The organism is Acinetobacter sp. LMB-5 (assembly GCF_001541635.1).
GTDB classification, from domain to species: domain Bacteria; phylum Pseudomonadota; class Gammaproteobacteria; order Pseudomonadales; family Moraxellaceae; genus Acinetobacter; species Acinetobacter pittii.
In genome coordinates this window covers 231,986-258,891 of the sequence record NZ_LRDR01000001.1, presented here as the reverse complement: position 1 = coordinate 258,891, position 26,906 = coordinate 231,986, and the positions used below count along the sequence as shown (strand labels likewise).

Below are 26,906 nucleotides of genomic sequence, written 5' to 3'. Positions count from 1 at the left end.
CGTGCTATGGTTTTTTTATTGAATAGATGAGACGTATTTATGCAGCGGGAGCAAGCCGATTATCTGCATGTGCGAGAGTTGGGCGGTTTAGAGTTATTAAAAGCACATTATCACCAAACACAATTTTCAAAGCATACTCACGAAGGGTACTGTATTGGTGTGATTGAAGAGGGAGCACAGTCTTTTTTTAGGACAGGACAGCTACATGTAGCTCCTAAAGGCGATATTATTTTAGTCAATGCTGACGAGATTCATACTGGTTCATCGGCTGTTGAGTCAGGGTGGCGTTATCGAGCGATCTATCCAACACCTGAAATGTTAGCAGAAGTTAGTCAAGATTTTTTTGAAAATCCACATGGAGCACCATGGTTTCCTCAAGCTGTGATTCGCGACCTAGGTTTGGCTCAACAGCTTTGCTTACTTTTTGATTTATTAGAACAAAAAGATAATTTCCTACTCAAAGAAACGATGTATTTAACAACGTTAGCTTGTCTTATGAAGAGACATGGTAAATCAAATCATACTTTTTGTGAGTTACCAGAAGCATATTCAAAAATATTAAGAGTTAAAGAATTACTCGTAGAAATGCCTGAAACAAACTTTTCTTTACAAGATTTGGCTGACATGGTCGGCTTGAGCGCTTGGCATTTCTTAAGGCAATTTAAAAAATATGTAGGTCTGCCACCTCACGCTTGGCTTGTACAAGCACGTTTACAAAAAGCAAGACAGTTATTAAAACAGGGGGACCAAATTGCCATGGTGGCACAACAATGTGGTTTTTCTGACCAAAGCCATTTTAACCGTCACTTTAAAAAAGCAATGGGCGTCACACCCACTCAATATGTAGCGAGTTTGAACATATAAATAAATTAGTTTTAAAGCAATTTTATCCAATATAAGTCGGCACTCATCAAGCATGGTATAGAGATGTTTCTTATATTGGATTTTATATATGAATATTCAGCTTAATCAGCCAGTTGGGTTTTCAAACAATAAGCCATCCTATTTATTTTTACGTGGTGCAATGGATATTTTGCCCTTGTCAATTTCTGTTATTCCGTGGGCAATCTTAGCGGGATCTATGGCAATTCATGCAGGATTATCTTTCTATAAAGCACTAGCAATGTCTGGGCTCATCTTTGCTGGAGCTGCTCAGTTGGTTAGTTTAAGCATGGCTATGGAAGGTGCTTCTGTTTTTACAATTTATTTGACTATTTTCTTTTTAACGGCTCAGCATTTTATTTATGCATTAACTTTAAGAAATGACATTTCTATCTTGTCTCTACCTAAACGATTGAGTTTAGGCTTTTTATTAACAGATGAATTGTTTGCGGTGAGTGCTCCATTTGAAAAAAGAAGTTCGGAATATCTGTTGGGAGCTGGACTATGTTTTTATTTATTTTGGGTTGCTTTTAGTTTGGTGGGAATACTGCTGGCGACAGTGATACCTGATCTTTTAAATTACCATTTGGATTTTTCGATCGTTGCTATTTTTATTGCTATGATTGTGCCGTTATGTAAAGGATTTCCGGTCATAGCTGGGGTGCTAACAACTTGTTTAAGTGGGTTTTTATTTAAATTTTATCAAATTGAGGGTGCGATTTTACTTTCAGGATTGATGGGAATGTTGATTGCTGTTTTAACTGAAGAAATAGGTAAGGAGCAATAATATGTCTTGGTTTATGATTTTAGGCTTGGCAGCAATCGTCTTTTTTAATCGCTATTATTTTTTAGAACCTCACGTAAAAATTAAACTGCCGCTTATTCTGAATAAAATGCTTAACTATTCTGCACCTTGTTTGTTAACTGCAATTTGTATTCCAGTTATTTTTTTCGATGGTAATCATTTAAGAGGCGTGATAAATAATCCTTATATTTATGCAGCAATTTTTTGTATTGTGATTGCTATGTACCTAAAAAAAGTTCTTTTAAGTGTGATAGCAAGTTTAGGATTTTTTTATTTTATAAATTTTCTAATAAATTACTAACATGCAAAAGCTGAATCGAAAGGATTCAGCTTTAAATTCATCTTTAAGCAAGAGCTTGTTTTTGTCTGCTTTTCCATTTTGGTAAGATTTTTGAGAGATAAGCATCCATACACCAAACTGGTCCAATTAGTAGGAATTGTAAATCTTTAAAGAACGAGGGCTTTTTGCCTTCCACTTTATGTCCATAAAATTGTCCAACCCAAGCAATCACAAAAATAGCGATATAAAACCCGACTCCTACAGGTAGGGTATAAATGAGCCATGCCATAACAACAAGTAAAGCAGCCATTGCCACAGCAAGTACAAGATCTAAACGTGCATAAAATACTAAGGTCAACACAAGTAATAAAGCAGTAAGCAATGTGCTGAAATGTGCAATGATTCCAATAATAGAAAATAAAATGGCGGGAACGCAAAGCCAGTGAATTTGTTTATTGGTTGGATTTTGATGACTTTCGCTATATTCATCAAACCATTCAGTAATGGATTTCATTAGTAGCACACTCCTTGTTTTAACTTTGATTTATTTTTTGTGAGTATATTTTAGCCTGTTCTTGAGGATCTCGACAAGAAACTAACACTATTCAACTATAGGGAGCGTTGTATTAAAAAAAACTAAGAAAGGGCAAATGAAAAAATAATGTGACTGTAGTTGAAAAGGTGGACAATTCGACCACAAGAATGGGGCGATTTTTCATAATATTTTTTCTGTGTTGCTAGATGATGAAATCATCTAAAAAAGCGTAATTTTGAGATTGATGGGAAAATTGTATGAAAAAGCTCTACTCATCTACTCTAAAAACGCCATAAATAGCGTTTATTTTGGGGAAATGGTACTAGGGTAGCGCAAATTTAAAAAAGACGCTCTAAACGCAAATTAGACGTAAAATTAACTGGTATTAAATAAACATAGTTTTTTGTTTAAAAAATATTCAAATTCAGAGCTGAATAAGGGTCAAAAAAAGAGGATTTTTTAACTTTACGTTAGGAATTATTTTGATAACTTAAAATATAAAAAAGCCGCAGAAAAAAATGCGGCTTTTTACATGAACTCGAGAGGCTATAACTTATGAAGTTGGGCCATCAACACGCTCAATATTTACTTTAGCTGTACCAGCATTGGTAATACCAAGACGTTTAGCTGCACCGTATGATAGGTCAAGTACACGGTTGCCATGGAAAGGACCACGGTCATTTACTTTTACAACCACACTTTTACCATTGTCTTTATTCGTTACTCGAATGTAACAGTTCAACGGTAGGCTACGGTGAGCAGCAGTTAAAGCATTCATGTCGAATGTTTCACCACTTGCAGTTTTACGACCATGGAATTGGCGGCCATACCAAGATGCCATACCAGTTTGGCTAAACTTACGAACAGTGTTTGAAGCTACTGTGTTAAGTTTTTCAATCACTGAAGGCTCATCTTCAGGGATTTCAATTTTTGCTGCGATAGCTTGACGACGGATTTGATCGCCAGAACGTTCAGTGATTGAAAGACTGTTAATGTTAGAAAAACGAGAATTAAAGTTTTGAGTATCTTTACTCAATACACGTGCTGCTAGATTAGGACCATCTACATCACTGTTTAATGATGATGACTGCACCATTTCAGCGTGCAGTGGGGCCATACTTAAACTAGCCGTCAGTGCAAGAACGTATTTCAGCGATAACTGCATTTGTATAAACTCCTGAGAACATGTACTTTTTTCTTCCAGCCATTGACTGAAATTTAAAGTGAACATGCCTTATTATTCACTTTTGCAATTGCTATATTGGGGTGGATAATATTCATCGGTTACGGAGAGTGTCTAGTCTTTAACGAGAAATCTTTACAAAAAGGGCAAAAACTTACAGTTTTAGGTTAAAAAATAATCAATAATGTAACAAGTTATTAAAAATGTATGTATTGCGATCTATTTAACAAAAATATTTATTGACTTTTACATAAAGTATAAAAAAGCTAGCCTATCGGCTAGCTACTTCGGTGCCTAATAACCATACAGCAGTAGCGTACATACGGCTCTTATTATAAGTCGTAATCACTTGAAAATTCGGGTAAGTTAAATAGTAAATTGGACCATTATAGTCTTGTAATTGAATAACATTCACCATATCGAGATCATCAATTTTAACTAAAGGATTCAATGGAGAAATACCGAGTGTCTTTAATGCACCATATGGGAAAGGTTGCGTTAAATCTTTAGCAATAATACTTTCTGGATTTGACCCAGTGTAACGAGCCATAAACCCGATCGGTTGGTCGCGTTGCCAACCTTGTTTTGCTAAGTAGTTTGCAATTGATCCAATAGCATCTTCTGCTGAGTTTCTTAAGTCGATATGTCCATTACCGTCATAATCCACCCCATATTTACTAATATTGCTTGGCATAAATTGTGGATAGCCAATCGCACCTGCATAGGAGCCTACAATACTATTTGTTGGGTAGCCTTCTTTATAAGTCCATGCAATAAGAGCAGCTAGCTCATCACCAAAATATTCAGCACGGCGAGGGTAGCCAAAAGCAAGGGTAGCTAAAGCATCACGTGTAATAAAAGAACCTTTATTTGCGCCATAACCTGTTTCAACGCCCAAAATACCTAAAATGACAGCTTGAGATACGCCATATTGTTGTTCTGCACGATTTAACGCATCTGCATATTGATTTTTAAAACGGACACCACGTTGAATTGTGCCTTCAACCAAGAACATAGAGCGATAATCATACCAAGGCTTACTTTCACCCGGGCGAGTCATAATATTTAGAATGTTTGGTAAATTTTTTGCGCCACTCATGGCTGCATCGACTTGATCGCTACTTAAGCCATAAGCATTCATCGTTTTTTGTTTAAAATTCAAATAATCAGAATGTGTTGCAAAATCGTTGGCCTGAGCGAAATGACTTGTACTGATTAAGCCAGTACACAAAGCGAGCATTTTTAAAGTTTTATTTAAGTGTTGAGACAACATATCGTTTTAAAATTCCAGATTATCGATGTGTATGAATGGACATGACTAAACCAAAGGTGGCCATTAAAGTAATAATAGCTGTTCCGCCATAACTCATAAAAGGTAAAGGAACACCTACTACAGGTAAAATACCACTGACCATTCCCGCATTTACAAATACATAAACAAAAAAAGACAAACCAAAGGCGCCAGCAACTAAACGTCCATAGTTATGGAAGCTTTGTAAACCGATCTGGAATGTTCTAAAAATAATGGCAAAATAAAGAATTACTAAAATAAGTACACCGATCAGTCCAAATTCTTCGGAATATGCAGCAATAATAAAGTCAGTATGTCCTTCGGGTAAAAAGTGTAAATGTGATTGGGTACCTTCAAGGAAGCCTTTACCTGAAAAACCACCAGAACCAATTGCAGTTTTAGATTGAATAATATTCCAACCCGTACCGAGCGCGTCTGCCTCTGGATCAAGTAAGGTTAAAACCCTTTGGCGTTGATAGTCGTGTAAAAGAAATTCCCACGCAATTGGAATTACGATTGCTGCACATGCGGCAGCTGCACCAATCATCCGCCATGATAGCCCACTTAAAAATAAGACAAATATACCGCTTGCTAATACTAAAAGTGATGTCCCTAAATCAGGTTGTTCTGCAATCAGTAAAAAGGGAATACCAATTAACATTAAAGATAAAATAACTTGTGAAAAACTAGGGGGAAGAGGTTTTCGTGCTAAAAACCATGCAATCATCATCGGCATGCCGATTTTCATGAACTCACTGGGTTGGACACTTCCGAAACCCGGAATATCAATCCAGCGCTGAGCACCCATTCGGACTTCACCGAATACCATAACTGCCACAAGCGAAAATAGGCCGAACAAATAAAAGTAGGGAGAAAACGCTTGATAGACCTTGGGCGGAATTTGGGCTAGACCAAACATCACTAAAAAGCCAATACCAAAACTCATGGCTTGTTTACTGACCAGACCTACATCCTGTGCCGAAGCACTATATAGTACGGTTAAACCTAATAGCGCATTTAATAGCAAAAATAGACATAACCACGGGTCAATGTGGAGTTGTTGCCACCTTGATGGTTGCATAGCGGTGCTAAGACCATCTCGAGGAGCTTGGCGTAAAAACTTATATTGTGGGCTAGGAGACATGCGGCGTTAACTAGGTCAATCAGTGCTTGGCGCATGCTAACATAAACCTGATTAATGGCAATGTATATCAATATTTTGCAATAAAAAAACCTAGCTCTCGCTAGGTTTCCGATAGGCTATTTCTTATTAGTTAAAGAATAGACTTTCGTGATATTCAGCCATCGCTTTTAGTTCAGTGCGATTTAAGCTAGGGATGAGTTTGTCGATCGCAATATGAACTGCTTTTGTTACAGCTGCCGCACCAATATCAGCTGCTTTACGCTTAATCATGCCAAGGTCTAATGTCTTATTAAAATCAGACATAAAATGTTTAACCATAGCATCTCCAAACTGTTTATACAGTTCAGCCAATGCAGCTTTATTGATATCGTTACCCGCCTTAAGCTCAGTGAAGTTATGCTGAAGATTAGTGACTAAACTAGGATCTAGAGTTACACCTACTTTATATTGACCTTGTGGATCTTTAAATAAGCTTTTTTCAGAGAACTCTACTGACTGTTTAACAACATCGTTTGGCGCTTTGCTTAACAATTGTTTTAAAAGAACAGCGACTGTTGATTTGACATAGCCTGCTAGTTTTTCGGCAGTATCGCGCTTTTCACTTGCAGGGAAGTGCTGAACTAACTGAATTAAGACATTATCAATAATCTCTTCATTAAGTTGTAAAGCAATCTTATCGCGAAGTGGATATAAAGGCTCACTAGAATTTTTGTTCGCAATTCCAGTTTGTATATCGTTCAATAAGCCTTCAGAAGGGGTAAAACCAAAAAACGGCATGGTGTATCCTCAAATTATTCGTTTTATTGTCGTGCCAATCGAATCGGTTTTGGCATCCATGAAAGATCCGATACTCGGCAAGGGTTAATATCAAGTCCGCCGCGACGAGTATAAGTTGCATAAACCATCAGCTTTTCAGGCTGCAAATTTTGCCAAATATCAGCAAAAATCTGCTCGACACACTGTTCGTGAAAGCCGTTATGCTGACGGTACGAGATAATATAAGCTAAAACACTACGATAACAAGGTTTTTTGCCCTTAAAACGGATAAAAACTGTACCCCAATCCGGTTGCCCCGTGACTGGGCAGTTACTTCTTAAAAGATGAGAATACAGTTCAATTTCGACTTCTTCATCAGACACATCTCGTTTTAAAAGAGTTGCATCAGGATGTTGCTCTAAACGCTCTGGATCTAAGTCATCAATACAAATGCCTTGAGGCTTAGAAATCTCTAAATCATCTACTTGAAATAACGTTAACTCAACTTTTGCACCTGCCGCAGCAGATAGATCTTTTTCAACCGTTTTAATAAACGACTGTTTAGAGTCAAACTGTGTGAAGTTAAGGCTATTGAAGTAAAGTTTTAGTGACTTTGATTCAATCAAATTTGGTGAAGAAGCTGGCAGTGTAATTCTGCCAATAGCAACTTGCGGGATAGCATGAGCGTTTAACCATGAAATTTCAAAAACATGCCACCAATCTTTACCTTGTGTAATACCTTCAATATGCGAATAGGCTTCACGAGACTGAGCACGAGCAATTGGAAATAAAACATCAGGTTGATAGTTAGTTGGATATTGAGTTTCTTTACCCAATAAAGACTGTTCGACACTCATTCACGCATTCCTGAACCACGAGCAAGTAAATAGTAGGCAATTCCGTAAAGTACAGCACAGCATAATGTCACAATGATTAAAGAGAACGTAACGTTCACGTCACTATGACCTAAAATGCCGAAACGGAAAGCGTTAACCATATACACAATAGGATTAATTAAAGAAAGTTTTTGCCAAAAAGGGCCAAGTGCACTAATGGCATAGAACACACCACCTAAATAGGTCAAAGGTGTAAGGACAAATGTTGGAATAATAGAAATATCATCAAATGATTTTGCATAAACTGCATTAATAAAACCACCTAATGAGAAAAGAACTGAGGTAATTAAGACTGTATATATAGTCACAAACCAGTTATGTATAAAAAGGTCTGTAAAGAACATACTCATTGTCGTCACAATTGCTCCGACCAATACACCACGGCAAATACCACCAATGACATAGCCCCACAAAATAATATGTAGTGGCACAGGACTCATAATCAGTTCTTCAATGCTCTTTTGGAATTTCACACTAAAGAAACTTGAAGATACGTTAGCATAACTGTTGGTAATAACCGCCATCATAATCAGGCCGGGTACGATAAACTGCATGTAGCTCACGCCGCCCATTTGTCCAATGCGCGAACCAACCAAATTACCAAAAATGACAAAGTACAAACTCATCGTAATCGCAGGTGGTAATAAGGTTTGTGGCCAAATACGTAGAAATCGGCGTACTTCTTTACGAACTAGAGTCCAGAGGGCAATTTGCAGTTGGCTAAAATTCATTTTGCCTCTCCTTCAAGATTTTTCTCGACCATTTTGACGAATAGCTCTTCTAGACGGTTCGATTTGTTTCGCATACTACGAACACGAATACCTTGTGATTCTAAAAGTTGGAATAAGTCATTTAATGTATGTGCCTTATCCATCGTCACTTCTAAAGTGCTGCTATCAATTAAGTTGAACTTCACACCAATAATATTTAACTGGAGTGGGGCAATAGGTTCTGCCAAATCGAAAATAAAAGATTCTTCACTCAGCTGGTTTAAGAAACTTTTCATGCTGGTGTCTTCTTTAATGACACCGCGGTCAATGATAGCAATTTGACGACACAACATTTCTGCTTCTTCAAGATAATGTGTAGTCAAAATAATAGAAGTACCGCTTTCGTTCATTTCGGTTAGAAAATCCCACATAGAGCGGCGTAATTCAATATCAACACCCGCAGTAGGCTCATCTAAAATAAGAAGTTTAGGTTCATGCATCATGGCGCGTGCAATCATAAGACGGCGCTTCATACCACCAGACAGCATGCGTGCTTGTATATTACGTTTTTCCCATAGACCTAGTTTTTCTAAATAATGTTCGGCACGTTTTTCTGCAATCTTTCTATGGATACCGTAATAACCAGCTTGGGTGACTAAAATATCGAACGCTTTTTCAAACTGTCCAAAGTTAAATTCTTGAGGGACGACACCAAGTTGTTGTTTTGCCAAGGATGGATGAGTGTCGAGATTATGTCCAAAAATCTCAACTGTTCCTTCGGTTTTTTTCGTGAGGGAACTGATAATACCAATGGTTGTTGATTTGCCGGCACCATTTGGGCCTAACAACGCATAAAATTCACCTTCAGGCACAGTGAGGTTAATACCTTTTAACGCCTGAAAACCATTACGATATGTTTTGGACAAATCTCTTAAAACCAAAGCATCAGTCATGAAATTCTCACATTATGAAAGAGGGGTATATTTTGAGCGATAATGATTAATAAACCAAGTAAAATAGTCGGAATTTTATAAAATTGAGATAAATTTATTAAGTTATTATATATAAACTGGTGCGCCCGGCGGGGATCGAACCCACGACCCCAGGCTTCGGAAACCTGTACTCTATCCAACTGAGCTACGAGCGCACATGTGTGGGCCACATCATAGGAAAAAAATACCAATAGGTAAAGCACGAAATAGGTAACAAGTGGGTTTAATGCTTAATTAAACAGCAACTTGTTGTTTTTTTAGATGCGTTGTTGAATAAATTGAATTGAATAATTAATAGAATGAAGCGTATGTGCTAGTTCATTAGGGGGAATACGCGACTCCTGTAAGCTGGTAATCCATTGCATTTGGCACATTTTAAGCTCTTGAAGCGTTTTTATTTGCTCTATTTTCTGAATAAGTGGTTTTGCCATAAGCCCACAATATTGACTCAAGCTTTGCTTCATCAACTGTTGTATCTCTTCAAAAGAGAGCTGTTGAACTGGAATTGATGGCTGGGTAATTTCAGTAGGTGAAAGTTGAAAAGATGATGATTGAGTAACCTGAATTTCTCCAACTATATCGCCACTTTTATTATCATCAATAGTATTTTTTTGATGAGCTTCTATTGCAGTTACGGATGATTGTGGGAAAGATATTTGTTCATTTAATTCTGAATAATTTTCGCCAGAAGGAGCAATGAGTTTTAAGTCGATAAGCTGTTGAATAAGCTCTGGAGATGCAATACGTTTTTTAAATTCGCTATTTAAATTTTGAAAATCTTCGTGATCTATTAATAGCAGTAAACGTCTTTGTTTTGCATTTAAAGTAATGTTGCGTTGTTGAAGCGCGACTCTTCCTAAATTGGTTCGATAAAAACCAGCCATCATTTTTCCCCAAATAAAAAATAAATCAGACTGTTCAATTTTCTCAGTTGAACAGTACTGTTTTTAATAAAATATAAATGGGGTTAACCATAAAACTCAAAAATGACAATATGATGAAGAATTGATGAATATCATCTATTTAAGACTTTAAAATGCGCCTTCTAACGCTTTACGTAAATAGACGTCAAGTTCATCTTGGCGTAATAACCATTGAATATAGTCTTTAGGAAGTTCAGCAATTGCTGTGCCTTTATGCTTACCAAAATTAATAGTCGTAGGGATACGTGCTTCTTCAGAAACTCGGTAAAGCTCTTCAATGTCTTGAATATTTAAATGATAGACAATATGCATCAAAATATTAGCAGTCAAAATAATATCTGCATCGGCACGGTGTGCGCCTTTGAGCAATTCTCGAGCTTTACTGCTGCCTTGAGAAATCATATAGATGAGTGCAGAAATATTATGCGCTTCTGCATCAGGCCAAGTTTTGCGCGCTAAAGCTAGTGTACAAATCGGTTTGATATTCGATACATCCACACCACAACGAGCAATCGCGGCAATATCGTAATCAATATTGTGACCAATAATATAAGTTGTAGTATCTGGCAATTTAAAAGTTTTATAGTGGGGCTGGTTTTCTAAATCTGACTCTAATATATGGTGTACTGCCATAGCCGCGTAAGAAATAGGGGTACCGACTTGATAGAGCTGATCAAACAATTTGCTCTTATCTAAAGTCAATTTGCCTTCATTAATTTCAATTGGGGCATACGCAATTTCAATAGGCAAACCATTTAGTGTATGTGTTTCTGTATCTAAAATAATGGTTTGCATAACTGGCCTTTTAATCAATCACGAGTAATCAAGAATGTTAACAGTTGGCTACCCACTTTAAAACATGAAGTGAGGCCTGAGAGTAGTGAGAACGTTAATTTATATTAAAAATAAAGTTTTCAGAGATTAATTTCATCCAATAGAACTTGCGGAAAATAAAGATTAGGCGTAAATATTTTTAAGACATTAGGAAATGTTGATTAAAAAACTAAAGCAAAACAAAAATGGAATTTAAGGGAAGATATACTAATGAAAATGAACCTATTAATGACGAGCGTTCTGAGCACGAGTTTATTTTTAGTCGCTTGTGGAGGAGGGAGTAGTGATGATGGTCCAGCTCCTACTAATCCATCAGGGACACCAATCAATAATATTCAGAATCCAGTTGTTAAAGTTGAGGCTTACACAAGTACCAACTTAGGATCAGTTGCCGCAGAAAGTAGTATTTTGACTTATAAAATGTTGGGTCAAAGTGGTCAAGAAGTGCAGGCAACCAGTTTGGTATTTACACCAAACACTCCACCACCAGTAGGCGGTTGGCCAATTGTGGTTTGGGCCCATGGCACTACGGGTGTGGCAGATGCTTGCGCACCAAGTAAAGCAGCTTTAGCAGAAAGTACAAAAGATTTAATTAGTAAATTACTAGCAGCTGGTTATGTTGTGGTCGCACCTGACTATGAAGGTTTAGGTACTTCAGGCATACATCCATTTTTAAATGTTAAAAGTGAGGCCTTTTCAATTACAGATGCCGTGGTTGCAACACGCAATTATTTATTACAGCGTAACTTATTAACTTCAAAAAAATGGTTAACAGTAGGACATTCTCAGGGGGGGCATGCTGCATTAGGTGCTGCACAATATGCGAGCCGTGCACAACTAGACTATAAAGGTACAGTAGCGGTAGCACCTGCTTCTAATTTAGGAAGTATTCTTTTAAATGGGGAATTAAAAGCTGCAAGTGCATCAGTATATGAAAAAAAGGCAATCTATGCGCAGCTTGATGCATTTACAGCGCTTGTTGTAGCAGGAATTCGTAATACCCATCCAGACTTTAATTATCTTCAAGTATTTACTGAATCTACTGCAAGGATTGCACAAGGCGCTGAAGGTTTTTGTTATGAACCTTTACTCGGGGATTTTAGCGCTACTATGCAAGTTTATATTGCAACTCATGGGGAAACATTAGATGGTTATACGCGTACACAACCTAATTTTATGGCTGTGCCGCTAGTTAAAACATTTTTGGAAAAAGATTCGCAGCCCTTACAAATAAAAGTCACTACTCCAATCATCATTTATCAAGGGATAGCTGATCCTACAGTACCTAAATTGGCAACTGATCTATTGATATCTAATGCCACTGCTGTAGGCACTAAAATTAATAGTTATGTGACTGGTAACTGGGATCATGGCACAGCGATGAGCAGTAACGTAGATAATATTGTTGGAAATGTTCAGACTTTACTGATGGCTCAATAGGATTGTTGATATTTAAAGGATTTTTAATGTTTTTCTAAGCTAAAATAAACGATGAAGACATTTAAAATATAAGCTTTAAACGAGCTTTTTAATTGATTTATAAACAATGGCTCATTTTTTATAAAACTTGAGCCATTTTTATTTAAAACTGAGCTAACTTCATTCTGTTTAATTATAAAGTTCATGCTACAATATGCCGCAATCTTAGCACGGCTTAAAAGCCCTAATTTATAGGACCCCCGCTAATGTTTGCCAATATTTCCATTTCTGAATTTGATCCAGAATTAGCTCAAGCAATTGCTTCTGAAGGTGAGCGTCAAGAAGCACATATCGAGTTAATTGCATCTGAAAACTATTGCTCTCCTGCTGTGATGGAAGCACAAGGATCAAAACTTACGAACAAATATGCAGAAGGTTATCCAGGCAAACGCTATTATGGCGGTTGCGAGTATGTGGATATCATCGAGCAAATGGCGATTGATCGTGCTAAAGAACTTTTTGGTGCAGATTACGCAAACGTTCAACCACACGCTGGTTCACAAGCTAACTCTGCTGTTTATTTAGCGCTTCTTAACCCGGGCGATACAGTTTTGGGTATGAGCTTGGCTCACGGTGGTCACTTGACTCACGGTGCAAAAGTAAGCTTCTCTGGTAAAACTTATAATGCAGTTCAATACGGTCTAAACGCTGAAACTGGCGAGATCGATTACGAAGAAGTTGAACGTTTAGCGTTAGAGCACAAGCCACGTATGATCGTTGCTGGTTTCTCTGCTTATAGCCGTGTTGTAGATTGGCAACGTTTCCGTGATATCGCGGACAAAGTTGGCGCTTACCTTTTTGTTGATATGGCTCACGTTGCAGGTCTTGTTGCTGCTGGCGTATATCCAAACCCAGTTCAAATTGCTGACGTAACAACAACGACGACTCATAAAACACTTCGTGGTCCACGTTCTGGTTTAATCCTTGCGAAAGCGAATGAAGAAATTGAGAAAAAACTTCAATCAGCTGTATTCCCTGGTAACCAAGGTGGTCCATTAATGCATGCGATTGCTGCTAAAGCAATCTGCTTCAAAGAAGCTATGTCTGATGACTTCAAAGCTTACCAACAACAAGTTGTGAAAAATGCTCAAGCTATGGCTGAGGTGTTAATCGCTCGTGGTTATGATGTTGTTTCTGGCGGTACAGACAACCACTTGTTCTTGTTATCTTTAATCAAGCAAGATGTAACTGGTAAAGATGCAGATGCTTGGTTAGGTGCTGCTCACATTACTGTGAACAAAAACTCAGTTCCAAATGACCCACGTTCTCCATTTGTGACTTCTGGTATCCGTATCGGTACTCCAGCAGTAACAACTCGTGGTTTCGGTGAAGCTGAAGTTCGTGAACTTGCAGGTTGGATCGCTGACGTGATTGACAGCAAAGGTGACGAAAAAGTTATTGCTGAAGTAAAAGCGAAAGTTGAAACTGTTTGTGCAAAATTCCCTGTATACGCACAATAAGTTGTAAACATAAAAAAAGCGCCATATGGCGCTTTTTTTATGTCAAGTTAATTAGACAAGAATTAACTTTTAGATTTTACCGATGACTCAGCATTATGCCAGCCACCACCTAATGCACGGATTAAATTTACACTAGCCATCATTCTAGTGCCATTAAGCTGTGCAGAAAGTTGTTCTTGTTGCAAAATAGTCCGATCCGAGTCAATCACATCAAGATAACTAATCGCACCTTCTCGATAACGTAAATGAGACAATTGATTTGCATGACGAGAAGAGGAGAGTGCTTGGCTTTGAGCTTGAATTTGCTGATCAAGTATTCTTTGATCTGATAAACCATTTTCAACTTCGCGAAATGCATTCAATACAGTTTGGCGATAGTTTGCAACGCTTTCTTCATAGGCAGCTCGTGCTTGAGCAACTCCAGCCTTACGTTGTCCACCGTCAAATAATGGCAAAGATAAAATAGTACCTGCGACTGGACCAAGCAAGAATGTACGGCTCGACCATTTACCCAACTCACCTAAACTTGATGATTCATAACCGAGTGCACCTGTCAGGTCTAGTTTTGGGAAGAAAGCAGCACGTGCAATTCCAATACGCGCATTATCTGCTGCCATAGCACGCTCGGCAGCCGCAATGTCTGGTCGTCTTTCCAGTAAAGCTGAAGGTAAACCTGCTGGAAGACGAATGCTGTTTGCAGTTAATGGTTGCATTGCCAAGCTAAACTCAGCAGGTGTTTTGCCTAACAATACTGCAAGTGCATGTTCTGCATTGGCTCGGTTACGAGCAATGTTCAGTGCATTGGTCTGGGCGGTAGCCAGTTCAGTCTGTGCGCGAGAAACATCTAATTCACTGACTAAACCATTTTGAAAACGTGTTTGAACTAAGTCGCGTGTCTCGCCAAGCAGTTTAATAGTGCGATTATAAATTGCTTGTTCAGCATCAAGCTGACGAATGAGAAAGTAGCCTTGGGCAACATCTGCTTGTAAAGCTAAAAGCGCCGATTGATATAGAGCTTCTTGTTGCTGTACATCAGCTGTTGCTGCATTGACACTACTGGCAATACGGCCAAATAAATCGAGCTCATATGAAACATTCGCTTGAGCACGCCATAAGGTTTGTGCAGATGTATGAGCGTTGCCATCTAAACCCAATGAAGCCGGAGAGGGTTTTTGACGAGTTGGGCCAAAGCCAGCACCAATATTTGGCAAACGTTCAGCTTGTGCTGCGGAACGTAACGCACGTGAAGCCTGAATATTAGCCGCTGCCGCTTTAAGGCTCTGGTTTCCAGAAATGGCTTGTTGTTCGAGCTCATTTAATTGAGCATCATTAAAAACACGCCACCATTCACCTCGAACCTGCTGATCGGCAGGTTGAGCAATTTTCCAGTTATTGTCTTCAAATTTAGGGTCAGACTCTTTAAATTTGACGGGAACTATGACCTTTGCAGGTTGATATTCCGGTGCCAAAGAGCAGCCTGCAAGCAGCAGGCTTCCCATGAGTGAGGACAATAATAAGCTTTGTTTTGCTGTAGCCATCAAATGTCCTCCTTAATGATCATGTGGGGTAGATAAAGGTGCTTCATGAACTGCTGCCGAATGCAATTTATGTTTGCTGTTCAATGTGCGAATCAGGACATAAAAGGCAGGGGTCAGAAACAAACCAAACAGCGTTACACCGATCATGCCGAAGAACACTGCAATACCCATCGCATGACGCATTTCAGAACCTGCACCAGTTGAAGTAACCAGTGGTACGACACCCATAATGAATGCAATAGAAGTCATTAAAATTGGGCGTAAACGTAGACGACTTGCTTCAACAGCAGCTTTAAAGGCAGTTGCACCTTGCATTTCAAGTTCTCGTGCAAATTCAACAATTAATATGGCATTTTTACAGGCCAGCCCGACTAGTACCATCAGACCAATTTGGGTAAAGATGTTGTTATCTCCGCCTGTTAGCCAAACACCTGTCAGAGCCGCCAAGATTCCCATCGGTACAATTAAAATTACAGCTAAAGGCAAAGTCAGACTTTCATATTGAGCAGCTAAAACCAAGAACACCAGTAATACGCTAATTGGGAATACCCAGAGTCCTGCATTACCAGCCAAGATTTTTTGGTAAGTTAAATCTGTCCATTCAAACTTGATACCACGAGGTAGAGTTTGTGCAGCAATACGTTCAACCGCAGCTTCAGCTTGGCTAGATGAATAACCTGGGGCAGGGCCACCGTTAATATCTGCTGAGGTATAGCCGTTATAACGAACGACCATTTCAGGACCATAGGTTTGAGTTACATTTACCAATGAAGATAACGGCACCATTTGTCCCGCACTGTTTCGGGTTTTAAGCTGCAAAATATCTTCAGGATTTGCACGGAAAGGAGCATCGGCTTGTGCACGAACCTGATAAACACGTCCAAAGCGGTTAAAGTCGTTAACGTATTGAGAACCTAAATAAATCTGCATGGTGTTGAAAACATCTGTCACGGCAACACCTTGCTGTTTAGCTTTCACGCGGTCCAAATCTACATTGAGTTGAGGTACGTTAATTTGATAACTTGAGAACATTGGACCCAGTTCAGGGGCTGATTGTGCTGCTTTCATAAAGTTTTGTGCAGCATCATTCAAGGCTGAATAGCCTAAGGCACCTCGGTCTTCAAGTTGTAGTTTAAAGCCGCCCATGGTCCCTAAGCCCATCACTGGTGGTGGTGGGAAAACTGCAATATATGCATCTTGAATAGCTGAATATTTCTGGTTAAGAGCACCAGCAATTGCATTGGCAGATAAGTCTTTAGCCTTACGTTCGTCGAATGGCTTTAAAGTCACAAAGACAATACCAGCACTCGAACTGTTGGTAAAACCGTTAATTGATAGACCAGGGAAGGCAACAGCGCTTTCCACACCAGGCTGTTTAAGTGCAGTGTCACTCATTTTACGAATCACCGCTTCAGTACGATCTAATGAAGCGCCATTTGGTAATTGAGCAAAGCTAATCAAGTATTGCTTGTCTTGAGCTGGAACAAAGCCACCCGGAACAATATAAGAAATACCAACGGTTAAACCTAAAAGCGCAGCATAGACACCCATTGCCGATGCTTTATGAGATATAACACGGCTGACACCTTTACCATAGTTATCTGACGCACGGGTAAATACGCGGTTAAACAATGCAAAGAAACGTCCAAATACACGATTCATAATGCGTGTTAATGCATCAGGTTTAGCATCATGTCCTTTCAGTAACATGGCGGCTAAAGCAGGAGATAGAGTAAGGGAGTTAAATGCCGAAATAACAGTTGAAATGGCAATGGTCATGGCAAATTGTTTATAAAATTGCCCTGTTAAGCCTGTCATAAAGGCAAGTGGAACGAACACGGCAACCAGCGTTAAAGCAATGGCAATAATCGGTCCGCTCACTTCTCTCATCGCGCGATAAGTTGCATCTCTTGGGCTTAAGCCTGCTTCAATATTCCTCTCGACATTTTCGACGACGACAATCGCGTCATCGACCACAATGCCGATGGCAAGTACCATCCCGAATAGTGATAGCGCATTGATCGAGTAACCAAAAGCAAGCATGAGCGCGAATGTACCAATAATTGAAACTGGTACAGCAAGCAATGGAATGATCGAGGCACGCCATGTTTGTAAGAATAAAATAACAACCACAACAACCAGTGCAATCGCTTCAAGCAAGGTATGAACAACCGCTTTAATACTGGCACGTACGAACTGGGTTGGATCGTAAACAATGTCGTATTTAATTGAAGATGGGAAATCTTTTGAAAGTTCTTTCATCGTGCTGCGCACTTGATCGGAAACTTGCAAAGCATTAGCACCCGGTGCTTGGAAAATTGGAATCGCGACTGCTTGTTTATTATCGAGTAATGAACGTAAGCCATATTGTGAAGCTGCGAGTTCAACACGAGCAACATCACCCAATCGGGTAACCGCGCCGTCGGGTGCAGTTTTTAAAATGATATCTGCGAATTCTTGCTCAGTCGTTAAGCGGCCTTGAGCATTGACTGAAAGCTGTAAAGGTGAATTACTTGGTGATGCACCGATTGTACCCGCTGCAACCTGAATGTTTTGTTCACGGATTGCATTCACAATTTCGGTCGCGGTGAGGTTACGCTGCGCTACTTTTTGTGGGTCGAGCCATACACGCATTGCGTAGTCACCAGAACCAAATAATCCGACTTCACCTACACCTTGTAAGCGCGCCAAACGGTCTTTCACGTTCAATACTGCATAGTTACGTAAGTAGGTCATGTCATAGCGACTATCTGGTGAGGTCAGATGCACTACCATGGTTAAAGTTGGTGAGCTTTTTAAAGTAGTGACACCTAAACGCTGTACGTCTTCCGGTAAACGAGGCATGGCCTGAGACACACGGTTTTGAACCAGTTGTTGCGCTTTGTCTGGATCAATACCAAGTTTAAAGTTCACCGTAATGGTTAAGTTGCCGTCGCTGTTAGCCTGAGATTGCATGTACAGCATGTCTTCGACGCCGTTGATTGATTCTTCAAGCGGAGAGGCAACGGTTTCAGCAATCACTTTAGGGTTTGCACCCGGATATTGAGCGCGTACCACCACAGATGGCGGAACAACTTCTGGGTATTCAGAAATCGGTAACTGGAATACCGAAAGCAGACCGGCGAGTAAAATCAGTACTGATAACACACCAGCAAAGATCGGCCGATCAATAAAAAATTTAGAAATATTCATATGTGATTAACCTTTTGCCGGAGTTGATGTTTTATCTGTTGGCTGAGGTTGAGGAGTAGTACTGCTAGCAGTGATTTGTGAATTTGGCATTGGAACGAGGTGCGGGGTCACAGGGTCACCCGGACGAATTCGCTGTAAACCGTTCACCACAATACGATCACCCGCTTGTAATCCGCTATTCACGATTTGCAAGCCATCTTGTTGTGCACCGAGTTTTACTTCACGGTAGGCCGTCTGATTTTTAGCATCAACTACTACGACAAAGCGTTTATCTTGATCGACCCCAACTGCGGTTGGGCTAATCAGAATTGCTGAACGAGGCTGACCTCCGCCTAAACGGATTCGTGCATATAAGCCTGGTAATAAAACTCCGTTTGGATTATCAAAAGTCGCACGAACACGAATCGTACCTGAGGTTGCATCTAGGTTATTGTCAATTGAGTTGATGGTACCTTCGCGAGAGAAACCAGTTTCATTGGCAAGTCCCATATAAACAGGAACTTGTGCAGAATTACGCTGGTTACTGATGTATTTCAGGTAGGTTTGTTCATCAACATCGAAAGATGCATAAAGGCGAGATACAGAGACCAAACTTGTTAAAACCTGTGCTCCGTTACCTGCAGAAACTACATTGCCGACAGTGACTTCGGCTCGTGAAATTCGACCGCTAACAGGCGCAGTAATACGAGTGTACTCAAGATTTAAGCGGGCAGATTGAACGGCTGCTCTAGCGGCTTGTAGGTTAGCATTGGCTGAACGTGCATCATTTTCGGCTAAATCCAGTTCTTGGCGAGAAACAGCATTACTTTGTATTAAACGTTGAATACGAGAAAGGTTAGAACTCGTATAAGTGACTTGTGCTTCAGCTGAAGCGAGTTGAGCTTGGGCACGATTCAGTTCTGCCTCGAAAGGCCGTGGATCAATGGTAAAAAGTAAGTCGCCTTTTTTTACGAGACTGCCATCTTTGAAGTGAACGGCAATGAGTTTGCCGGAAACTTGAGGCCGAATATCGACTTGATCAATTGCTTCTAAACGACCGGAATATTCTTGCCAATCGGTAATGGTTTTGCTGATGACATTAGAAATATCAACAGTTGCAGCTTGTTGGGCAGAGGTCGGTGCAGCTTTTGCATCGGCATTTTCATGTAAAAACATAAAACTGCCTCCTGTTGCTAAAAGGGCAACAAAGATGGCAGACAGTGCGAACTGTTTGCGGGAAAATGACATGAGGTGCTCCTAGTTATTTGGATACCTGTTTTCAGACTTTTAGTTTTGGTCCGTATGGGAGAAACAGGGTTTATGGGATGGACGGAGCATAAAAGTTTGTCAATCACGAATAAATATATTAAATTCGATAACACTATTCGTATTTTTATAACAATTGATGTGTTTGATTAAAAAATGCATTAATTGATAGGAGTGTGCGTGTGGATCTATTTCATGCGATGAAAGTATTTAACAAAGTTGTCGAAACAAATAGTTTCAGTTTAGCTGCTGACAGTTTAGGCCTACCGCGTGCTTCAGTGACCACAACCATTCAGGCTTTAGAGAAACATTTACAAGTTCGATTGCTTAACCGAACAACCCGCAAACTTAGTTTGACACCAGATGGTGCGGTTTATTATGAGCGTACTTCGCGAATTTTAGCTGATGTCGAAGATGTAGAATCAACTTTCCATGATTCGGAGCGCGGACCACGAGGAAGACTGCGTATTGATGTTAAAGCTTCAATTGGGCGGCTGATTCTGATTCCAATGCTTTGTGATTTTCATTCCAAGTATCCTGATATTGATTTGGTGATTGGAATGAGTGATCGTCCGGTCGATTTGGTTCAAGATGCGGTGGACTGTGTCATTCGTATTGGTCAACTGAAAGATTCGAGTTTAGTTGCCCGCCGTATCGGAACAATTCAATGTGTGACGGTTGCTGCACCACGTTATTTGATGGAGCATGGGGAACCCAAAACCATTGAAGACTTACAAAAACATCAGGTCGTGCATTACTTTAACAGCCGTACAGGACGCAATATCGACTGGGATTTCATGGTGAACGGTGAGATTCATAGCGTTGGTGTGAAAGGGCGTGTTTCTGTCAACGATGGTGATTCATATATTGATTTGGCAGTGCAAGGTTTTGGCTTAATTCAATGCCCATATTACATGGTAGCAAAACATTTGGAATCTGGTGCACTTAGGGAAGTATTGACTGAATGGTTACCTGCACCTATGCCAATATCAGTCGTTTATCTACAAAATCGTCATTTATCGCCTAAAGTTCGAGTCTTTGTCGATTGGGTAGCCGAATTATTTGCAGGTTGTCCATTGTTGAGTGGTTGTTCAATGTCATTGGATCAAAAATGTGAATTTGCCAGTGCTAAAGAACATAATCATGAATACACCATTCGGACATTGGTTGAAAATGAAAATATGGCAGAAGCTTATACACTCAAAAACTAACTTAAAATTTGAGTGATTTTTCAACATTTAATCAATTAATAGAATCCACTGTTTAGTCATCTTCATAAATCCTTAATTTACTGGTATAGAAATTGCAATTCTTTCGGCAGAAGAGTAATTTAGAAATTGCTCAAGTTTTTATCACCTTATTAGGATTTTAAGGAGAAGCTTCAAGATGGCAAGCTTTATGAAAAAAATGTTCGTTTCAACAACCTTAGTTTTAGCTGCTGTTGCAACGAATGTTCAAGCAAAGGATTGGAAGGTGATTCGTTTTGGTACTGAGTCGTCTTATGCGCCGTTTGAATATAAAACACCAGATGGCAAGTTAACTGGTTTTGATGTTGATTTGGGTAATGCAATTTGTGCAAAACTCAAAGCCAAATGTGTTTGGGTTGAAAACTCTTTTGATGGGATGATTCCAGCACTTAAAGCGAAAAAATTTGATGGCATTCTTTCATCAATGACAGTCACTGATGAACGTGCAAAACAAATTGCATTTAGTAGCAAAATCTACAATACACCAACCCGTATGGTTGCAAAAAAAGGCTCGCCTTTATTACCTACCGCTGCCTCTTTGAAAGGTAAACGTGTCGGTGTACAACAGGGCACAATTCAAGAAACTTATGCTAAAACCTATTGGGCGCCAAAAGGTGTAACGGTTGTACCTTATCCAGTCCAAGATTTGATTTATCAAGACATGATGTCAGGTCGCTTGGATGCAACTTTACAAGATGCAATTATGGTTGATGGCGCTTTCTTAAAACAACCAAAAGGCAAAAACTTCAGTTTTGCTGGTGGCAATGTGGTTGATGCAAAAACACTAGGTGTAGGTGCAGCGATTGGTTTACGCAAAGAAGATGCGGATTTAAAAGCCAATATTAATAAAGCACTCGCTGCAATCATTGCAGATGGTACATACAAAAAACTCGAGAAAAAATATTTCTCCTTTAGCATTTACTAATGATGTGAAAAATGTCGGCTTTGCGCCGACATTTTTAAATCTATTCTCATCTCATCAATATTAGATATTGTTTTTAAGGAGAAGATGAGTCATGTTTTTTTCTGGCTTTGGGCCACTCCTGCTCAGCGGGACATGGATGACCATACAGCTTGCGTTGTTGTCACTTTTACTTTCTGTGATTATTGGCTTAATTGGTGCGAGCTCAAAACTCTCTAGTATTAAAATTTTACGTTATATAGCGACAGCTTACACCACGCTCATTCGAAGTGTGCCTGATTTGGTCATTATGCTGCTGTTATTTTATAGCTTGCAGTTGGGTCTCAACCAAATTACTGAAGCACTGCAAATGGACCAAATTGATATCAACCCATTTGTGGCGGGTGTGATTACTTTAGCGTTCATTTATGGTGCATATTTTACCGAGACCTTTCGTGGTGCATTTCAATCGGTTCCTAAAGGCCAAATTGAAGCAGCAATGGCCTATGGAATGACTCCGTGGCAGGTTTTTTACCGTGTATTATTCCCACAAATGATGCGTTTCGCTTTGCCTGGTATTGGTAATAACTGGCAAGTTTTAATTAAGGCGACAGCACTAGTTTCTATTATTGGCCTGACTGACATTGTAAAAATTACGCAAGATGCAGGTAGAAGTACCATGCAACTGTTCTTTTTTAGCATCGTGGCTGCTGCCATTTATTTAGCGATTACCACCATGTCGAATCTGATTTTAATGTGGCTTGAACGTCGTTATTCTGCTGGTGTAAGGAAGGGACAATTATGATTGAAATCCTTCAACAATATTGGCAGGCATACCTTTGGACCGATGGTTTGCAAATGACCGGTGTCGCGATGACTGCTTGGTTATTGGTGCTTTCTATTGGTATTGGATTTGTGCTTGCTGTGCCTTTATCACTTGCACGAGTATCAGAAAATCTTTGGTTGCGTGGCCCAGTTTGGCTGTTTACCTATGTTTTTCGTGGCACTCCACTTTACATTCAATTGCTGATTATTTACTCAGGTATTTACAGCTTTGATTATATCCATGAACACCAGACTCTTGATGCTTTTTTTCGAGAGGGCATAAATTGCACCATTTTGGCATTCGCGCTCAATACTGGTGCATATACAACTGAAATCTTCGCTGGGGCGATTCGTTCTATTCCCCATGGAGAGATTGAGGCTGCACAAGCTTTCGGTATGTCAAAATGGAAACGGTACACTCGCATTATCATTCCATCGATGTTACGCCGTGCTTTACCGTTTTACGGCAATGAAGTCATTTTAATGTTGCACGCGACAACCATTGCATTTACAGCAACTGTTCCTGACATTTTAAAAATTGCGCGTGATGTGAATGCGGCAACCTATGACACCTTCAATGCTTTTGGAATTGCCGCGGTGTTATATGCAGTGTTGGCTTTTATTTTGATTGGGCTATTTCGTAAGCTTGAAAAACGTTGGTTGGCATTTTTAAAGCCATCGAATCATTAGGAGACATAAATGGAACAAGTTGCAAAACTAGTGATTCGCGATTTACATAAGAAATTCGGCGATCATGAAGTGCTTAAAGGAATATCACTTGATGCAAATGCCGGTGATGTGATTAGTATTATTGGTTCATCGGGTTCAGGTAAAAGTACTTTACTCCGCTGCATTAACTTTTTGGAACAACCGAGCAATGGCACGATTAAGCTCAATGGTGAAAAACTACGCACAGTCTTTGATAAAAAAGGCAATTTAAAAGTAGTTGAACCAAAGCAACTACAAAAAATGCGTACGCAGCTCATGATGGTATTTCAGCATTTTAATTTGTGGTCACACATGACAGTGCTAGAAAATGTCATTGAAGGGCCGATTCACGTACTTGGGGTAAAACGTGCTGAAGCTGAAGAGCGTGCAAGGAAATATCTACGCAAAGTTGGATTACCTGAAAGTGTTGAAAGTAAATATCCGGCATTTTTATCTGGTGGTCAGCAGCAACGTGTAGCGATTGCTCGTGCTTTGGCTATGGAACCAGAAGTTATGTTGTTCGATGAACCAACCAGCGCGCTTGATCCAGAGTTGGTGGGTGAAGTACTAAAGGTAATGCAGGGCTTGGCTGAAGAAGGACGTACTATGATTGTGGTGACACATGAAATGGGCTTCGCGCGTCATGTATCTAATCAAGTGATTTTTTTGCATCAAGGGAAAATTGAGGAACAGGGCCATCCTGATGAAGTACTCAATAACCCGAAAAGTGAGCGTTTAAAACAATTTTTGACGGGTAGTTTGAAATAAGCTGTTCATACCGAGTAAGGTGAAATTTTTTATAAAAAGAGTTTCATCGTACTCGGTTTCTTTTTATTTATATTTTATAAATGGGTATTTTTAGAAAACACATTAATAATGATAATACCTGCAATCATTAAAGTAAGACCAATACAGGCCGCCAAGTCTAAATGTTGTTTGTAAAATATCCAGCCAATTGCAGAAATTAAAATAATACCCGCACCCGACCAAATGGCATATGCAATTCCGATCGGAATCGTTTTTAGTGTAAGGGACAATAAATAAAAAGCGATCGCATAGCCCACAACTGTAATAATGGATGGAATAGGAACAGTAAAACCTTGAGATGCTTTTAAAGCTGAAGTTGCAATGACTTCACAAGCAATCGCAATTGCTAAATAAAGATAAGACATGGGGAGCTGCGCCAGAATGATTTTTGATCAATCTACATGAAATGTTGAAATGGTTTGGCAGTTTTAACGATTGTTTAATTTTTTTGGTACAAAATGACCATTAAATCAAACTGAACTGATAAATTGATTTTATCACTAGCAAAGTGTTCTCAGCTATTTTATTCATTTATTTAATCATTGATCTGTATAGTCATAAAAAGAGGATCAGCAATCTTAGCCTGATCCTCGATAGACTTTTAAGAGATAGATTCGCCGAGTATATTTAAATCCTTAAATTTCTCTAGCAGTTGCTCTTTATTTTCAATATGTGCAGGGTCTGGTTTTATGCAATCGATTGGACAAACCGCCTTACATGTGGGGGCATCATAAAAGCCTACACATTCTGTACAACGAAGTGGATCAATTTCATAAACTTTGTTGCCTTCAAAAATAGCTGTATTGGGGCATTCCGGTAAGCACATATCACAATTGATACAGTCATTTGTAATCAAAAGTGCCATGTTTAACTCGCTGAATAAGCTAATGTTGAGGCAGTAATGTTTTCCTTAGCATGCGGCAAATTGCGTATGAGTAGGGCATAACTAACATCAACATCTTGTGAAAGTGGAATCTCAACAAAATGCCCCGAACCTTTAGCATCGGTAATTGGGTTACCTTTTAAATCGCGCATTTCGGTTAAAGTAAAGGTGATATTACCTTGAGGCGTCATCAGCTCAAGTGAGTCGCCCACCACAAAACGGTTTTTAACTTCAATGCGAATATAATCGCCTTGACGTTCTAAAACCTCTCCACAAAATTGTTGGTAGTCGAAATGCGATGAACCATCAGCATAGTTTTGATATTCACTATGTACATGACGTCTTAAAAAGCCTTCGGTATAACCACGGTTTGCCAAACCTTCGAGTTGGTTCATTAAGCTTGGGTCAAATGGTTTGCCTGCTAAAGCATCATCAATAGCTTTTCGATAAATTTGGGCGGTACGGGCACAGTAAAAATAGGATTTAGTACGGCCTTCAATTTTTAGTGAGGCAATCCCCATTTTGGTTAAACGATCTACATGTTGTACCGCACGTAAATCTTTAGAATTCATAAAATAGGTGCCGTGTTCATCTTCTTCAGCAGCAAACATTTCTTCATCATTGCGCTGTACCAACAGCGTTTGAGCTGAGGTTGTTTCTAATTGTGCTGATGAACAGCAAGACTTTTCTGATGTATTTAGCTGAGTGACTGGAATCACATCTCCATTTGCATCTTCTTGGGTTTCATGCAGTTTATAGTCCCAACGGCAAGCATTGGTACAAGCACCTTGATTGGCATCACGCTTGTTCATATATCCGGAAAGTAAGCAGCGGCCTGAGTAGGCCATGCATAGAGCACCATGTACAAAAACTTCGAGTTCAATATCGGGTACGTGTTGCTGGATTTCTTCTATTTCTTCTAATGATAACTCACGAGATAAAATGACTCGGCTTAAACCGTAATCTTTCCAAAACTTAACAGTGGCCCAATTAATAGCGTTGGCTTGAACAGATAGATGAATTTGCATTTCTGGAAAATGCTCACGTACCATCATGATTAAGCCCGGGTCAGACATAATGAGTGCATCTGGTTGCATGGCTATAATTGGTTCAAGATCACGAATAAAGTTTTTTAATTTGCTGTTATGTGGCTGAATATTCACTACAACATAAAACTTTTTACCCAAAGCATGGGCTTCATCAATTCCGATTTTTAAGTTGTCATGATCAAAAGCATTATTACGAACACGTAAGCTATAACGTGGTTGGCCTGCATATACTGCATCTGCACCATAGGCAAATGCATAGCGCATGTTTTTAAGTGAACCTGCGGGAGAGAGAAGCTCAGTTTTCATAAAATAAAAGGCATAAAAAGTATATGGTTTTATTT

The 26,906-nt window shown here is 39.4% G+C and carries 27 protein-coding genes and 1 tRNA gene; 10 read left to right on the top strand and 18 right to left on the bottom strand.

Annotated elements, in window-relative coordinates; genetic code table 11:
• Positions 1-39 precede the first annotated feature (39 nt).
• From AW165_RS01225 to AW165_RS01215, 3 genes are all read left to right on the top strand, one after another.
• A complete protein-coding gene (locus AW165_RS01225; protein WP_005068210.1) occupies positions 40-864 on the top strand; it encodes a helix-turn-helix transcriptional regulator in 825 nt (274 codons plus the stop codon).
• Between the two features lie 88 nt (positions 865-952).
• Positions 953-1,669 (top strand): AzlC family ABC transporter permease, encoded by a 717-nt coding sequence (locus AW165_RS01220; RefSeq protein ID WP_060464751.1) that lies wholly within the window; start codon positions 953-955, stop codon positions 1,667-1,669.
• A gap of 1 nt (position 1,670) precedes the next feature.
• Entirely contained in the window at positions 1,671-1,988 is a 318-nt protein-coding gene (locus AW165_RS01215; RefSeq protein ID WP_017386543.1) for an AzlD domain-containing protein, read from the top strand.
• A gap of 43 nt (positions 1,989-2,031) precedes the next feature.
• Here AW165_RS01215 and AW165_RS01210 read toward each other — a convergent pair whose 3' ends face one another.
• The 11 genes from AW165_RS01210 to AW165_RS01160 form a co-directional block, all read right to left on the bottom strand.
• Entirely contained in the window at positions 2,032-2,481 is a 450-nt protein-coding gene (locus AW165_RS01210; protein ID WP_002118194.1) for a DUF962 domain-containing protein, read from the bottom strand.
• 574 nt (positions 2,482-3,055) lie between these two features.
• Positions 3,056-3,667, bottom strand: a complete 612-nt coding sequence (locus AW165_RS01205) for a septal ring lytic transglycosylase RlpA family protein (protein ID WP_002118141.1) — start codon at positions 3,665-3,667, stop codon at positions 3,056-3,058.
• A gap of 289 nt (positions 3,668-3,956) precedes the next feature.
• Entirely contained in the window at positions 3,957-4,958 is a 1,002-nt protein-coding gene (gene mltB, locus AW165_RS01200) for a lytic murein transglycosylase B (protein WP_060464750.1), read from the bottom strand.
• 19 nt (positions 4,959-4,977) lie between these two features.
• Positions 4,978-6,120 (bottom strand): rod shape-determining protein RodA, encoded by a 1,143-nt coding sequence (rodA, locus tag AW165_RS01195; protein ID WP_017386541.1) that lies wholly within the window; start codon positions 6,118-6,120, stop codon positions 4,978-4,980.
• A gap of 126 nt (positions 6,121-6,246) precedes the next feature.
• Positions 6,247-6,897 (bottom strand): hypothetical protein, encoded by a 651-nt coding sequence (locus tag AW165_RS01190; protein ID WP_002118229.1) that lies wholly within the window; start codon positions 6,895-6,897, stop codon positions 6,247-6,249.
• Between the two features lie 23 nt (positions 6,898-6,920).
• A complete protein-coding gene (gene queF / locus AW165_RS01185) occupies positions 6,921-7,733 on the bottom strand; it encodes an NADPH-dependent 7-cyano-7-deazaguanine reductase QueF (protein ID WP_060464749.1) in 813 nt (270 codons plus the stop codon).
• Positions 7,730-8,503: an ABC transporter permease gene (locus AW165_RS01180; RefSeq protein ID WP_002118099.1), complete on the bottom strand. Its 774-nt coding sequence runs from the start codon at positions 8,501-8,503 to the stop codon at positions 7,730-7,732. The genes queF and AW165_RS01180 overlap by 4 nt, the downstream gene beginning before the upstream one ends.
• On the bottom strand, positions 8,500-9,435 hold the full coding sequence (locus tag AW165_RS01175) for an ABC transporter ATP-binding protein (RefSeq protein ID WP_017386538.1): 936 nt from the start codon (positions 9,433-9,435) through the stop codon (positions 8,500-8,502). The genes AW165_RS01180 and AW165_RS01175 overlap by 4 nt, the downstream gene beginning before the upstream one ends.
• Before the next feature lie 117 nt (positions 9,436-9,552).
• Positions 9,553-9,629 (bottom strand) — tRNA-Arg (locus tag AW165_RS01170).
• A 102-nt stretch (positions 9,630-9,731) separates the two neighbouring features.
• Positions 9,732-10,361, bottom strand: a complete 630-nt coding sequence (locus tag AW165_RS01165) for a hypothetical protein (RefSeq protein WP_081410484.1) — start codon at positions 10,359-10,361, stop codon at positions 9,732-9,734.
• Between the two features lie 144 nt (positions 10,362-10,505).
• Complete coding sequence (locus tag AW165_RS01160; protein ID WP_060464747.1) at positions 10,506-11,192, bottom strand: putative quorum-sensing-regulated virulence factor; 687 nt, start codon at positions 11,190-11,192, stop codon at positions 10,506-10,508.
• Between the two features lie 249 nt (positions 11,193-11,441).
• Here AW165_RS01160 and AW165_RS01155 point away from each other — a divergent pair, with 249 nt between their 5' ends.
• Positions 11,442-12,671: an alpha/beta hydrolase gene (locus AW165_RS01155; protein ID WP_060464746.1), complete on the top strand. Its 1,230-nt coding sequence runs from the start codon at positions 11,442-11,444 to the stop codon at positions 12,669-12,671.
• A gap of 23 nt (positions 12,672-12,694) precedes the next feature.
• Here AW165_RS01155 and AW165_RS18950 read toward each other — a convergent pair whose 3' ends face one another.
• Positions 12,695-12,856 (bottom strand): hypothetical protein, encoded by a 162-nt coding sequence (locus AW165_RS18950; protein WP_081410483.1) that lies wholly within the window; start codon positions 12,854-12,856, stop codon positions 12,695-12,697.
• 60 nt (positions 12,857-12,916) lie between these two features.
• On the opposite strand from AW165_RS18950, the gene glyA reads away from it, so the two are divergent.
• Positions 12,917-14,170 (top strand): serine hydroxymethyltransferase, encoded by a 1,254-nt coding sequence (gene glyA / locus AW165_RS01150; protein WP_060464745.1) that lies wholly within the window; start codon positions 12,917-12,919, stop codon positions 14,168-14,170.
• A 62-nt stretch (positions 14,171-14,232) separates the two neighbouring features.
• Here glyA and AW165_RS01145 read toward each other — a convergent pair whose 3' ends face one another.
• Genes AW165_RS01145 through adeF form a run of 3 tightly spaced genes read right to left on the bottom strand, consistent with a single transcriptional unit; the run spans position 14,233 to position 20,127 of the window.
• Complete coding sequence (locus AW165_RS01145) at positions 14,233-15,708, bottom strand: efflux transporter outer membrane subunit (protein WP_060464744.1); 1,476 nt, start codon at positions 15,706-15,708, stop codon at positions 14,233-14,235.
• Positions 15,709-15,720: 12 nt separating this feature from the next.
• Positions 15,721-18,900, bottom strand: coding sequence for a multidrug efflux RND transporter permease subunit AdeG (gene adeG / locus AW165_RS01140; RefSeq protein ID WP_032035685.1), 3,180 nt, complete (start codon positions 18,898-18,900; stop codon positions 15,721-15,723).
• A gap of 6 nt (positions 18,901-18,906) precedes the next feature.
• Positions 18,907-20,127 (bottom strand): multidrug efflux RND transporter periplasmic adaptor subunit AdeF, encoded by a 1,221-nt coding sequence (adeF, locus tag AW165_RS01135; RefSeq protein WP_057084841.1) that lies wholly within the window; start codon positions 20,125-20,127, stop codon positions 18,907-18,909.
• 200 nt (positions 20,128-20,327) lie between these two features.
• Here adeF and AW165_RS01130 point away from each other — a divergent pair, with 200 nt between their 5' ends.
• The 5 genes from AW165_RS01130 (at position 20,328) to AW165_RS01110 (ending at position 24,594) form a co-directional block, all read left to right on the top strand.
• Entirely contained in the window at positions 20,328-21,356 is a 1,029-nt protein-coding gene (locus AW165_RS01130; protein WP_005068243.1) for a LysR family transcriptional regulator, read from the top strand.
• Between the two features lie 175 nt (positions 21,357-21,531).
• The gene (locus AW165_RS01125) at positions 21,532-22,317 is read left to right on the top strand and encodes an ABC transporter substrate-binding protein (RefSeq protein WP_014207231.1); all 786 of its coding nucleotides are present in this window, start codon (positions 21,532-21,534) and stop codon (positions 22,315-22,317) included.
• Positions 22,318-22,408: 91 nt separating this feature from the next.
• Complete coding sequence (locus AW165_RS01120) at positions 22,409-23,098, top strand: ABC transporter permease (RefSeq protein ID WP_060464743.1); 690 nt, start codon at positions 22,409-22,411, stop codon at positions 23,096-23,098.
• Positions 23,095-23,808 (top strand): ABC transporter permease, encoded by a 714-nt coding sequence (locus AW165_RS01115; RefSeq protein WP_060464742.1) that lies wholly within the window; start codon positions 23,095-23,097, stop codon positions 23,806-23,808. Before AW165_RS01120 ends, AW165_RS01115 begins: the two co-directional genes overlap by 4 nt.
• Before the next feature lie 9 nt (positions 23,809-23,817).
• Complete coding sequence (locus AW165_RS01110) at positions 23,818-24,594, top strand: ABC transporter ATP-binding protein (RefSeq protein WP_005068251.1); 777 nt, start codon at positions 23,818-23,820, stop codon at positions 24,592-24,594.
• Positions 24,595-24,668: 74 nt separating this feature from the next.
• On the opposite strand, the gene abeS is transcribed toward AW165_RS01110, so the two are convergent.
• The 3 genes from abeS to yegQ all read right to left on the bottom strand — a co-directional run bounded on the left by abeS (position 24,669) and on the right by yegQ (position 26,871).
• Positions 24,669-24,998 (bottom strand): multidrug efflux SMR transporter AbeS, encoded by a 330-nt coding sequence (gene abeS, locus AW165_RS01105; RefSeq protein WP_003650669.1) that lies wholly within the window; start codon positions 24,996-24,998, stop codon positions 24,669-24,671.
• A gap of 236 nt (positions 24,999-25,234) precedes the next feature.
• Positions 25,235-25,498, bottom strand: coding sequence for a YfhL family 4Fe-4S dicluster ferredoxin (locus AW165_RS01100; RefSeq protein WP_002118193.1), 264 nt, complete (start codon positions 25,496-25,498; stop codon positions 25,235-25,237).
• A gap of 2 nt (positions 25,499-25,500) precedes the next feature.
• Positions 25,501-26,871 carry a tRNA 5-hydroxyuridine modification protein YegQ gene (gene yegQ, locus AW165_RS01095; RefSeq protein ID WP_060464741.1) on the bottom strand — a complete coding sequence of 457 codons (1,371 nt, stop codon included), beginning with the start codon at positions 26,869-26,871 and terminating at the stop codon, positions 25,501-25,503.
• Positions 26,872-26,906: the final 35 nt, after the last annotated feature.